The organism is Bacillus sp. ISL-46, assembly GCF_018613205.1.
Genome location: NZ_JAGGQR010000060.1, coordinates 1 through 11,389, shown reverse-complemented (window position 1 = coordinate 11,389; position 11,389 = coordinate 1). Strand labels below are relative to the sequence as shown.

The 11,389-nt window shown below is 37.6% G+C and carries 12 protein-coding genes; 8 read left to right on the top strand and 4 right to left on the bottom strand.

Annotated elements, in window-relative coordinates:
• The 3 genes from J7E67_RS25695 to J7E67_RS25685 form a co-directional block, all read left to right on the top strand.
• Positions 1-201, top strand: a 201-nt coding sequence (locus tag J7E67_RS25695) for a hypothetical protein (RefSeq protein ID WP_214733080.1), incomplete at its 5' end; no start/stop codon positions are given.
• 186 nt (positions 202-387) lie between these two features.
• Entirely contained in the window at positions 388-582 is a 195-nt protein-coding gene (locus J7E67_RS25690) for a hypothetical protein (RefSeq protein WP_214733079.1), read from the top strand.
• 88 nt (positions 583-670) lie between these two features.
• A complete protein-coding gene (locus J7E67_RS25685) occupies positions 671-1,075 on the top strand; it encodes a hypothetical protein (protein WP_214733078.1) in 405 nt (134 codons plus the stop codon).
• A gap of 619 nt (positions 1,076-1,694) precedes the next feature.
• Here J7E67_RS25685 and J7E67_RS25680 read toward each other — a convergent pair.
• Positions 1,695-2,612: a DMT family transporter gene (locus tag J7E67_RS25680; RefSeq protein ID WP_214733077.1), complete on the bottom strand. Its 918-nt coding sequence runs from the start codon at positions 2,610-2,612 to the stop codon at positions 1,695-1,697.
• Between the two features lie 388 nt (positions 2,613-3,000).
• Here J7E67_RS25680 and J7E67_RS25675 point away from each other — a divergent pair, with 388 nt between their 5' ends.
• From J7E67_RS25675 to J7E67_RS25665, 4 genes are all read left to right on the top strand, one after another.
• The gene (locus tag J7E67_RS25675) at positions 3,001-3,417 is read left to right on the top strand and encodes a GNAT family N-acetyltransferase (RefSeq protein WP_214733076.1); all 417 of its coding nucleotides are present in this window, start codon (positions 3,001-3,003) and stop codon (positions 3,415-3,417) included.
• A 1,055-nt stretch (positions 3,418-4,472) separates the two neighbouring features.
• Positions 4,473-5,321 carry a group II intron reverse transcriptase/maturase gene (gene ltrA / locus J7E67_RS25670; RefSeq protein WP_251027006.1) on the top strand — a complete coding sequence of 283 codons (849 nt, stop codon included), beginning with the start codon at positions 4,473-4,475 and terminating at the stop codon, positions 5,319-5,321.
• 106 nt (positions 5,322-5,427) lie between these two features.
• Positions 5,428-5,727: a group II intron maturase-specific domain-containing protein gene (locus tag J7E67_RS31555; RefSeq protein ID WP_251027005.1), complete on the top strand. Its 300-nt coding sequence runs from the start codon at positions 5,428-5,430 to the stop codon at positions 5,725-5,727.
• A gap of 467 nt (positions 5,728-6,194) precedes the next feature.
• Entirely contained in the window at positions 6,195-6,395 is a 201-nt protein-coding gene (locus J7E67_RS25665) for a YolD-like family protein (RefSeq protein ID WP_214733075.1), read from the top strand.
• A 35-nt stretch (positions 6,396-6,430) separates the two neighbouring features.
• Here J7E67_RS25665 and J7E67_RS25660 read toward each other — a convergent pair whose 3' ends face one another.
• The 3 genes from J7E67_RS25660 to J7E67_RS25650 form a co-directional block, all read right to left on the bottom strand.
• Entirely contained in the window at positions 6,431-6,925 is a 495-nt protein-coding gene (locus tag J7E67_RS25660) for a hypothetical protein (protein WP_214733074.1), read from the bottom strand.
• Positions 6,922-7,395 carry a hypothetical protein gene (locus J7E67_RS25655; protein ID WP_214733073.1) on the bottom strand — a complete coding sequence of 158 codons (474 nt, stop codon included), beginning with the start codon at positions 7,393-7,395 and terminating at the stop codon, positions 6,922-6,924. The genes J7E67_RS25660 and J7E67_RS25655 overlap by 4 nt, the downstream gene beginning before the upstream one ends.
• A 509-nt stretch (positions 7,396-7,904) precedes the next feature.
• The gene (locus J7E67_RS25650; RefSeq protein ID WP_214733072.1) at positions 7,905-9,038 is read right to left on the bottom strand and encodes a site-specific integrase; all 1,134 of its coding nucleotides are present in this window, start codon (positions 9,036-9,038) and stop codon (positions 7,905-7,907) included.
• A gap of 1,029 nt (positions 9,039-10,067) precedes the next feature.
• Here J7E67_RS25650 and J7E67_RS25645 point away from each other — a divergent pair.
• Positions 10,068-11,384 (top strand): ABC transporter substrate-binding protein, encoded by a 1,317-nt coding sequence (locus J7E67_RS25645; RefSeq protein ID WP_214733071.1) that lies wholly within the window; start codon positions 10,068-10,070, stop codon positions 11,382-11,384.
• The last annotated feature ends 5 nt before the right edge of the window (positions 11,385-11,389 follow it).

The following is an 11,389-nucleotide window of genomic DNA, read 5'->3' as shown; positions in this document are numbered from 1 at the left end:
TGTACTTACGCTAACGGGTGCTTTAGTTTAACAACAGCAAAGAGAATGGCGCTAACATGGGGAATAAAAACTATCGCAATTATTTTATTTTTGGCAGGACTAAACGTAATGGTAGGGGCAGCAGCAAGACTAGACATCATGTACTTATTGGCAAGACTCGGTACGGGGGCACTATTTTTACTACTTCCGCCACGTACTTAATAGCAAGAAGGATATCACGCTAAAGAACATCGTAACAACAGCAGCAAGGGCGCTTAAATAGAGCGCTCTTTTTTATGACAATATAGCGAGAATAGAATATGAGGTAGCGTAGGTGCTGCCTTTTTTATATACGAGAAAGGAAAAAAATGTATAATTAAAATATACAAATATTAAGGAGGAAGGACTATGCAAAATAACGATGCTAGAGAACTACAGGAAGAATGGAAAGCGAAAGAAAATAAGCCATGCTCACACCCCCAAATTGAGAAAGAATATATTCTAGGCTCTCAGACAGGCGATTTTGTTTGCTCTACTTGCGGCTACGAAGGCACTAAAGAAACATTCGAGAAGCTTCGTAAACAATTTAATATAGATAAGTAATAAAGAAGCAGCCACCACGATCGATACAGAAGATTACGAAGACATGGTAAATAACTGCTTAAAGTATAGCATGGAAGAGGGGAAACGCTTGAGAAGATTCGCTTACCTACTGATTTTCTTGTTATTAAATGGGTGTGCGTCTACAGAACCGCCTAGCACTACAGAGATGAAAAAGTTTATTGACGACACTCAATACATGATAAAAATATTAGAATCGGCATACAGTGAAGGCATGAGGGAACTTACGTATGAAGAAGAACGAGAAGCTGTTGCGTATGAAGCTAATTATGATAAGTCGAGCGATTTCCAGAAAAAAACCGACGACCCTTCTATCAGTCTAATAGTGAGTAACTTATCGTTAATGAAGTTGACTTTAGGTAACACAGGAACGGTTGTTGGGGATAATGACCCTAAAATGGACTTCTTAAAATACAGGTCAGATGTAGGGACGGAATTGACCGAAGCAAAATCAAAGTATATAGAGGAAAACTAGCCTTAGAGACTTTCGAAAAAAATGTAAATCAGTATAGATAATCAAGGGAAGAACGCAAACCCTTGCAGCCTTAATTGTCAAGTGGAAATACTTTACGTATTTTACGATTATAAATGTTTACAAAAGTTCGGCTATACATAGGCTGCTCGTTCCTGCCGAGGAAGGCTACTGAAACTTAGTGGGTACGCATACCTTTATTGAAGATTCATATTCAATCCTGCGCCAAAGATACGGGCGCTTTTTTTATGCTTATCGGTGTCAAAACTTAAGAGTTATGGAACGGATGCTTATTCGACAAACGGGCCAGATTGTTGAATAAAAAGGGAGGAATTTCTAAGAGTGAAGAGAATACAGGGGATATGCTCTTAGCCAAGTGACATGGAAGTTAGGGAGTGGTCAGGCATAATTTCAAAAAGGATGGATTCCACTGCCGGCATTTGTCAGTAAAGTTACTTTACCATATTCGAAGAAAGATGGAGGAGGAATCTTTGATGAAAAAACATCATGCAATACAGTAAATCCATTCCCCGTTTTTTGATGAGCAGGAACTGAAAGTAAAAGAGATAGCTGAAAGCTATCCCTTTGAAATATTAAAACCCCCACGCGGTTTGGTGGGAGTTCAGGCATTCCGAACGTGTTTAGTTTGTACATTATCTTTCGACACAGGTGTTGCTTTAAATCGACCAAATAGATAACAACCGGCGATCACAACGACGCTGCCGACAAATTGTATCCATGTCATCCGTTCACCTAACAATAAAAAGGCAAAAATCGCTGTAAAAATCGGGTTGAAGTTTAAGAACATACCGGCTGCCGTACCGCCCAATTTTTGTACACCGATATTCCAGAACACCATTGAGACAACAGTGGACAACACGCCAACATAGAGAACAGACCAAATAAATGATGGGTTTACATTTGTCACTGTAAACGAAGAAAGATTAAATGGCAGCAAGATAAGGATTCCGAATATACCGGAATAAAGTGTCGACATCATCGGTGACGTTTCTTTCATCGCCCATTTTCCAAACATCGAATATAGTCCCCATAAGGCAACAGCCGCCAGCATCCATAAATCACCTACATTGAAATCAAGTGCAAGCAACCGTTCGACTTCGCCTCTTGATAGTACAATGACAACGCCGAAAAAGGAGAGAACCATTGCGGCCATTTGCAAAAGGCGGATCTTTTCACCAACCAACAAAAAAGAAAAAATCGCAATGGATACCGGGTTTAATGTAGAAAGTAGCCCGACATTCATTGCATCAGTCCTTTCTAAAGCGAGAAACATAAACACATTATAAAGAACAACCCCGGTTAAACCCATCAAAACTAAAGGGATAATCGACCGTTTAGACGGTAAAATTCTTTTTTCCTGAATCCATACGATTGGAAGTAAACATACTACCGCAATCATCCAGCGTAAGTTCGTCAAGGTTATGGATGACGCGTGGCCGACAAGAAACTTTCCAACGACAAAATCCCCACTCCATAACAAACTTGTCAAAAGCAGCAGAGATGTGTATAGATAACGCATGGGGCATTTACTCCTTTAATAAAGTTAAGTATTGTGTGACTCTATTTAAGTATTTAATATACTTTATCATAATTACGAATGATTTGAAACCGTTTTTATAAAAAGGGAATAAAAATGTTCAATTTAGCATATTAATGGTTCTGGTGCAAAAACTTCAAGATAATTGTAATTAATCTCTAAATCTTGACATACTAATACTTTCAATTTATTAGTGAACCAATGATTGACTGGAGCGATATTTAATCAAACTTTTTTATAAAATGGAATGTTCATTCAAAAAGAAAAGAATCCATTTTAATCAATCTTTTTTCAAAATGGATTTTTTCTTTGTTCTAAAATAGGAGGATTTTGGTAAAATTATATGGCTATTAATATTTTTTAAGTCAAAATGGGAGAGGATGAAGATACAAAAGAGTTTATAAAAATGAGTTTAAAAGGTTTCGCAGAAAATAAAAGCATGAATACTGTTATAATATATAAAGGACAAATCGTTGGTGTTGCGGGTTATAACTCAATAGATTGGACTAATAAAGTAGCATATATTGGTTATTGGCTTGGGAAACAATATCAAGGAAATGGGATTATGACGAGAGTTGCAAAAGCTTTGACTGATTATGGTTTTAATGAGTTAAAGATAAACAAAGTTGAAATTAGAGCTGCTGTTGAAAATAAGAATAGTAGGGGTATTCCTGAAAGATTGGGGTTTGTAAACGAAGGGTGTATTAGACATGCAGAATGGCTGTATGATCATTATGTTGACCATGTTGTTTATGGAATGTTAGCAGAAGAATGGAATGAAAAATAGATCACCAGTTATTCAGCAATCGGGCGCTTGTGCGGCCAAGCTTAGGTCGTATCATATAACGGGTGGGATTCCCGTCGAGTAAGAACTAGCCATTCGCTCGTAGCGAGTCTTGGAGGACTAAAGGTAACTTTAGTCTTTAAGCGCTGCAGAAAGCTACAATTTTATCTTTCGTTAAAGGCAAGAAGGGTAAAACCTCTCTGGAGTCATAGACCTTGGCACGTTATACATTGATATGATACGGCAACTTGGGAGACCCTACCGGTCTTTTCTTTTTTTTAGAAGAGTATGGTGTACAAGCGATAAAAAGCAAGGAAACCAAATGCCGATGTAGGGAGTCGGATAACAGCGTAGTGCGTGCGTGGCAGCACGTTCATCAGGTGGGTTAAAGTCCCACTGAATCTCGGACTAGGAGATTCATATCCAAACTTGGGAGTAATGTCTCAAGGGCTGATGATTTATCATCAGAGGGCAGGGCGTCCACCGCGAGGTGGAGTCTGAAGGGCTTGAGGAGAAATACCAGGCCGTAGTGAAACGGGGCTACCCGAAATGCGAACCGGTCGGCCAAAGATGGGGCAAGGTCGAGCCTGCACTATGGAGGCGAAGGCACCACTAGTCCACCCATCGTACCAAGGTGTGTGCGGGCGGCATGGTATGGAAGATGAATGTAGCGACCCATGGAGATCTCGTAGTGTCTGGAACAATAACACTTATTAGGGACAAGTGGTTAAATAAAGTCGGGGTAATTGTTTCTGTGACAGTTATCCGGTAAAGAAATTCACAGAACTCCAGTAATGTGAACTATAAGGAAACCCCGAAATGGACACAAATGCACTGCGAGAAGTCGGAGAGCTGAATAGTACTTAAACAGACGAACAACAAAAACGTCTGGAACATCTATATAGATGTCATTTATTTATTCAAAAGGTAAATAAATGGGGAAGGCAGCTTGCTTTATGGAACCAAAATCCGAAATTAGTTTTGCGAGTAAAACGAACAAGAACGGAAAGTTCCCTTTGTGAAAGACCCTAAACTTGTATGTGGAGAATACGAAACCAATGACGGATAATGGTACAACAAGAAAGATTCATTCTTTAATAGATAAGGTTTACCACCCAACAAATCTATTGATGGCTTGGGAAAAAGTTAAGGAAAACAAAGGTAGCGGAGGAATCGACAATATCAGTATTAGTGATTTTGAAAAGGTACAGTATAAAGAACTAGACATACTACACCAGAACCTGAAAAATGATTCATATAAGCCACTACCGGTCAGGAGAGTTAACATTCCTAAAAGAAATAAACCAAACGAGAAGAGATCTCTTGGAATTCCTGCCATTCGGGACAGAGTTTGTCAACAGGCTTTAAAGAATCGTCTTGAGCCAAAACCAACTTTTAATGACTGTAGTTTTGGTTATAGGCCAGGAAGGTCTACCCATCAAGCTATGAGGAAGATATATCGGGAGATTATCAATGGTTGCGAATGGGTCCTAGATGCAGACTTAAGAGATTTCTTTGGGAATGTCCAACATGAATTGTTAATAAATAAAATCGCGGAAAAAGTAAGTGATGGACGAATCTTACGACTCATTAGGCAAATGCTTGAAGCAGGCTATATGGAAAAGGGAAAGAAACATGCGACCACTCAAGGCACACCGCAAGGTGGGGTAATCAGTCCGTTATTCAGTAACATCTATCTAGATTCATTTGACCATGAAATGGTTGATAAAGGGTATCGACTTACAAGATTTGCCGACGATTGGGTAGTACTCTGTAAAACAAGAAATGAAGCAGTGAAAGCATTAAATGATGCAAGACAAATACTATCTAAAATTGGCTTAACACTTCACCCTGAGAAAACCAGAATTACACATATTAAATGGGGTTTTGAATTTTTTAGGATATAAGATTAAACAGGGAAAAGGACTTAAACTTCCTCGCCATAAAATCAAAAAGCAACCTAATATCATAAACATCTATACAATTCCTACTGAGAAATCAGTAAAGCGATTCATGGACACTATACGTAGCCGTACAAAACGAAGAATCCCATTAAGCTTATTTGAGTTAATAGAGAGTATCAATCCTGTTATCAGAGGATGGGGTAACTACTATCGTAAAGCTCACGTTAGAAAACTCTTCAATAAACTCCAACGCTGGATTGTAAGAAGAATATGGAGCCATCGATTTAAAAGATGGCGAAACATGGGTTGGAAGAAACTTCACGAATCCAAACTCTATTCGGATTACAAACTTGTAAACCTTATTTCATTAATTCCAGATTTAGAATCCAAAGTTGCATCTAAAGGATGACATAAAGGAAAGCGGATTACGGGAAAACTGTACGATCCGTTTGATTGAGCGGACGGAGGAAGGCTTTTGCCGACCTCCTTCGACTCTACACCAATGAAGTTGGGTAATGCCGATGGAGGAAAAGCTAGCTACCAGTTATCACCCTTACTAGGGACACATTTACTACACACAGAGGTAGGTAATGGAAACAAAACTACTAAGGATAGCAGAATTAGCAATATCTGATCCTAAAAGATTAGCTATATTTTGTGAATGGTAACTAGGAGGAGCCGTGTGCGTGAATAGCGCAAGCACGGTTCTGTGAGGGCGGAGGAACATAATCTACCGCAAGGTAGAAAGGTTCCCTTCTACTCGACTTGTTGAATAAGAGCTGATTTTCACGCCTGGTTCAGGCGTTTTTATTTTTGTATGATAAAGAACATTTGTTCGCATATAATAAGAGAGATAAACGAAAGGGGATGACCGAAATGGCAATACGTGACCGAGGTAAATTAAAATGGCAGCCTGCCTCATTCATGCCGTTAGCATTCGAGATGCAGCGCGAGATGTTTAAGGATCAGGAGCGTATGTCAAAGCCAATATTAGATGAATACGAAACCGACGAATTTGACCAGCACATTGCTTACGCAATGGAATACAACTTGGCGGTGAATTGCCGCCTAACCTAAGACAGCTACTCCGACTACATTACCTTCATTACCTATTAATTCGATTGCGGGTATCGTGATTTCACCAGATTATAATAAAGCCCTGTTGTTGTTTGAATTATTAAGAATACAGGAAGAGAATAGGCGAGTTTATAACCCTTTTGTAATATAATAATGTCCAGCCAGGTGAAAACCCACTGTGCCCCAATACCAATAAAGGACCAGGTTATTACATACCAGATAAATGTTTTCCTAGAAATTTTCAAAAACTCATAGAAATAAATAAAGGCATAGCCAAAGGGAGCAAATAAGAAATAATACACAAGATCAAATAAATCGTAGTGATTCGAATCATTTTCCCGATAGAAATCCATTAGTCCCCCGCCTAGTGTAAAATCAAACAAAATTCCGATTGAAAAACCCCACACTAAACTTACCAGTGCGATGTCACGAGGGAGTTTATTTGGCAACAGCCATATTGCCAAATAAGCTGCGCCATTCATTATTAATAAAGATATTTCGTTTTTGTCGAATGTATCCCATAAGATCAAAAGTATTTCACCTCTTTATTAGAGAATCTTTGAAAAAGCTTATGAAAGAAATAGCTGATACCATGAAGAGCAATAATGTACAAAATATCAAATCCAATATTCCATTTGGAATAATTAGACATATCAAAGTACCTGGACAAAATGGATATCACTAACCAAGCTACGATTGAACCTAGGACTACCACGGAGGACTTCATCACATTTTTTGCGCTATAAAATAAATTAAGTTGTGTCACTATAATCATAGGAATAATGATACTTCGATACAGCATAAAAGCTGCATAGTTGATAGGATCATTTGTTCTTTCGATAAATTTAAATTCCTCATAGATAATCCATGTCCAATTAACATTAATAATAAGGATGACCAAATAAATAAATGTATTTTCCAGAAGAGGAAGCTTTCTTTCAATAACTGAAAATATTGCTATAATAAGCCATGATAAAAAGAAAAATACTGCAAATGCCAAATTTATCACCCTCATCCTATTTTGTTTCTATTATTTGTAATTACACCTTTTTTATCCATCCTAAAAATTGACCATACTCTGTTTTCCTATACATAAAGGTTGGCTACATTGATTGTATTATAAATAGAGTTTTTTGAATCCGTCGTAAAGAGAAGTGATATTTCAAGTTCTTTGCTTAAAGGTTTAAAATTGGTGCCATGCTTGGTGCCCAAATTTTTAAAATTAGAAATTACAAGAAAACACTAGTAAGCAAGAAAGCTTGATTTATCAGGACTTGAGGGTACATCAAGACACTAGAAAAACAGGTGACAGCAAACTTCAAAACTGCTTGAGACCTGCGTGCCAGGTCTGGTGGGTTCGATTCCCACACAGTCCCGCCAACCTTGATATATAAGGATTTTTGAGGTTTTTTTTTGAAGTTAATAAGGGGAATATTAGTGTGATAAAAAATAAAAATACCGCCTTTGGTCACATTTTGGTCACAAGGTAATAATTAAAAAATAAATAATTTATTTTATTAGTTGCTCAAGTAAGAGAGCAACTTCTTTTTGCATGTTCGGTAAAACATGAGTGTACGTATCCATTGTAATTCCTATTGTTGAATGACCCAATCTTTCTGAAACTACTTTAGGATGTACCCCTTGTTGTAACAATAAAGTCGCATGTGTATGTCTCAAATCATGGAACCTTATATAAGGTAACCCACTTTTGTCGACTAGCTTACGATAATTTCTAGCCATTTCGGTTGGTTGAAGGGGTTTACCGTTTTTTTGAGCAAAAACTAAATCTAAATCATTATAACCTTGACCTAATGAAAGCTTGTATTCTAATTGTTGTTTATAAATTTTTTTCAATTCCTTTGCAAGAGAAGGGGTAAAAGTAATAGATCTACTTTTTCCGGATTTCGGTTCCTTAAATGTTAATCCTACCTTTTTTACTTCTTGTATGGATTGTCTAACATAAAGTATATTATTATCAAAATCAACATCCTGCCAACGTAATCCTAAGACCTCACCACGACGCATTCCTGTATTAATAGCTGTCACGTAAACTGAATAATACGAAGATCCTTTAGATACCTCCAAAAAGGTTTTTACCTGCTCATTATCCCAAATTTGCATTTCAAGCTTTTTTGTTTTGGGGGGTGAAACCGCTTCTGCTACATTTCTAATAATAAATTGCCATTTTACTGCATCTTTTAATGCTTTAGAAATTAGCCTATGTTGATGTTTTACTGATTGTGGTGAAAGACCACCCCCATCTAATTTTCCATTACTTAGTTTTTGAGAGTAATACTCTTGTAAGTGTGATGGTTGCAACTTTGAAAGTTTAACATTACCTAATGTAGGTTTTAAATGTTGGTTAATAATATAACTGTATCCTTCAAAGGTTCTTACTGCTGTATTGGGTTTTGCATAGTTTTCAAGCCAATAATCCAGGTATTCGCTAAATGTAATATCGCTTGGTTCAAAATATGTTCCTTTATCTAGGGCATTTAACTGTTCACTAATGTATTTTTCAGCTTCCTTTTTTGTTTTAAATCCTCTTTTTCTTTTTTGCTTCCTTTTGCCGGTAATAGGGTCCTTTCCTAGGTCAAACGCAATGCACCATGAAGCCCCGTCTTTTTTTATTGATCCTCGCATTCTGAAACCCCCATAATAATTATTAAAATAAAAATAAAATCTTAAATATGAAGTGAACCACCCCCTTCCCTTAACGTTAATTGTGGGTTTATTCAATTACATTTTGGTTTTTTCTTTTCTAGCCAGATACGCTAAAGTTTTACATGAATCGCAACAGTATTTTTTTCTACCGGATTTTTTAAATGGGATACCACAAGGCTCATACTCACAATAAACCACTTCAGTATCACTACTGACAAGCTCCCAAAGGTCGTAATAAATAGCTCCTAGCAAATATTTGGTGCTATAGACTTCTTTTATACGAAAGCCAATTTCTGATTTTTCGGATCTAACAACATTTGAAAAGTCAACATTTATAGCCCCTTTTGATTCTTATCCATTTCAGAAAAATCAGTGTTTTTTATATTTTCCAAAAAAAGTGTTGCAAATTCTTTTGTGCTGGATTATTATTTATTTTGTAAACGGTTACTAAAATCTTTACAGAAGGAGGCAAAATGGCAAAGTATACAATTAGAAATGTAGTATTTTTTTATCCCTGCGGGAAACCGGTTTCATTTAGGTGGTCATTTATAAAATGATTAAATACTTTATTAAATCAAATTTCCAATTTTTTATGCAATGAAATGTAAATATTTTTTTAAATTTTGAGGAAACCGGTTACCAATAAGTGGTACCATTAATAAAAATTATAAATTTTCTTATCAATTCAAAGTTTATTATTTAATATAATGTTACTCGATCTCTAGGAAACCGGTTACCTATTTGCTGTTCGTATATGTTTGTAAACGCTCTATTAGTTCTTTCTGAAACAATCCCAAATTTTTTTAGTTTTGCTTGTGGATATTCGCGATAAAGCGATTCCATATATTTAGCTAATAGATTTTAGGCAGAGCACAAGCTATGGTGTGATGAGACAGTAAAGGGGGAATTTAAATTTGAATGATTGACTTATAAGATTTAACTTCAAATCTTATAAGTTATATAAAACGTGAAATATCTTTAAAAGAATACCAATGTAAAGGGGATGTCATGATGAAATTGAGAAAAAGTTTATCTGCAGTATTGTCCACTCTATTGCTAGCTGGTACACTTGTTGGCTGCGTAGGAGCGAAAGATTCATCCAGTGAGGCAGGAAATTCCCAAGGCGGGAATGGCGATTCCGGGAAAAAAATTGAGATAGTCTTTTCGCAGGGTAAAGATGCTACCGGAGTTCAGGCCCAATTAATTGAAGCATTCCAAAAGAAGAACCCGAATATCACCGTAAAAGAACTGGAGCAGCCAGCAAAATCAGATGCTCAGCATGATGACTATGTAACGAAGCTTTCTACGGGTGATACCAGCATTGACGTATTAGCAATCGACATTATCTGGCCGTCGGAATTCGGAGCCGCTGACTGGACATTACCTTTAGACGAATACTTTACAAAAGAAGAGCTAGACAAGTTCCTGCCGGGTCCTGTACAAGGAAATACATACAACGGCAAGCTATACGGAATTCCTTACTATACGGATGCAGGGGTACTCTTCTATCGCAAGGATATTTTAGAGGAAGCCGGTGTTCAGCCGCCAAAAACCTTTGACGAGCTCATGAAGCTTTCCAAAGAGTTGCAGGGCAAAGGCGGTACGGAATACGGCTTCGTATTCCAAGCCAACCAGTATGAAGGATTGGTTTGCGATGCGCTAGAGTACATGTGGGGGAATGGCGGTGACGTACTAAATAGAAAAGGGGAAGTCATCATCAATTCCAAGAACAATGTGGAAGCATTGCAATATATGGCTGACTTGGTGAAAGCAGACTTCGTTCCTAAAGGGGTAACGACTTATGCTGAAGAAGATGCCAGAACCATGTTTACGGAAGGAAAAGTCGTATTTATGCGAAACTGGCCTTATGCTTGGGGCAAATCACAAGAAGAAGGGTCTAAGGTGAAGGATAATGTAGGAATTGTATCGATGCCGGTTGGACCAAGCGGGACGGAGCCTGCGGCTACCTTGGGCGGTTGGAACCTAGCAGTCAATAAAAACATTAGTGATGAGAAGAAAGAAGCTGCCGTGAAGTTTGTCAAGTTCGTAACCAGTCCTGAAGGCCAGAAGATTCTTGCGTTGGGCGGACGTCAACCGATATTAAAGGAAACTTATAAGGATCAAGATGTATTGGCCAAAAACCCGCATTTAGAATTGCTCTACAATGCATTCGTGAATGCGAAGCCGCGTCCGGTTTCTCCGATCTATCCGCAAATCTCGGACGTGATGCAAATTCAAATTCATAAAGCAATTACAGGTGAAACCAAGCCTAAAGATGCAGTAAAGACCATGCAAGAGGAACTTTCCAAGTTAGCATTCCTGTAGAGAGT

Coding starts and splice junctions, on each gene's coding strand:
- J7E67_RS25690 (WP_214733079.1), top strand. CDS start 388: ATGCAAAATAACGATGCTAGAGAACTACAGGAAGAATGGAAAGCGAAA.
- J7E67_RS25680 (WP_214733077.1), bottom strand. CDS start 2,612: ATGCGTTATCTATACACATCTCTGCTGCTTTTGACAAGTTTGTTATGG.
- J7E67_RS25675 (WP_214733076.1), top strand. CDS start 3,001: ATGGGAGAGGATGAAGATACAAAAGAGTTTATAAAAATGAGTTTAAAA.
- ltrA (WP_251027006.1), top strand. CDS start 4,473: ATGACGGATAATGGTACAACAAGAAAGATTCATTCTTTAATAGATAAG.
- J7E67_RS31555 (WP_251027005.1), top strand. CDS start 5,428: ATGGACACTATACGTAGCCGTACAAAACGAAGAATCCCATTAAGCTTA.
- J7E67_RS25665 (WP_214733075.1), top strand. CDS start 6,195: ATGGCAATACGTGACCGAGGTAAATTAAAATGGCAGCCTGCCTCATTC.
- J7E67_RS25650 (WP_214733072.1), bottom strand. CDS start 9,038: ATGCGAGGATCAATAAAAAAAGACGGGGCTTCATGGTGCATTGCGTTT.
- J7E67_RS25645 (WP_214733071.1), top strand. CDS start 10,068: ATGATGAAATTGAGAAAAAGTTTATCTGCAGTATTGTCCACTCTATTG.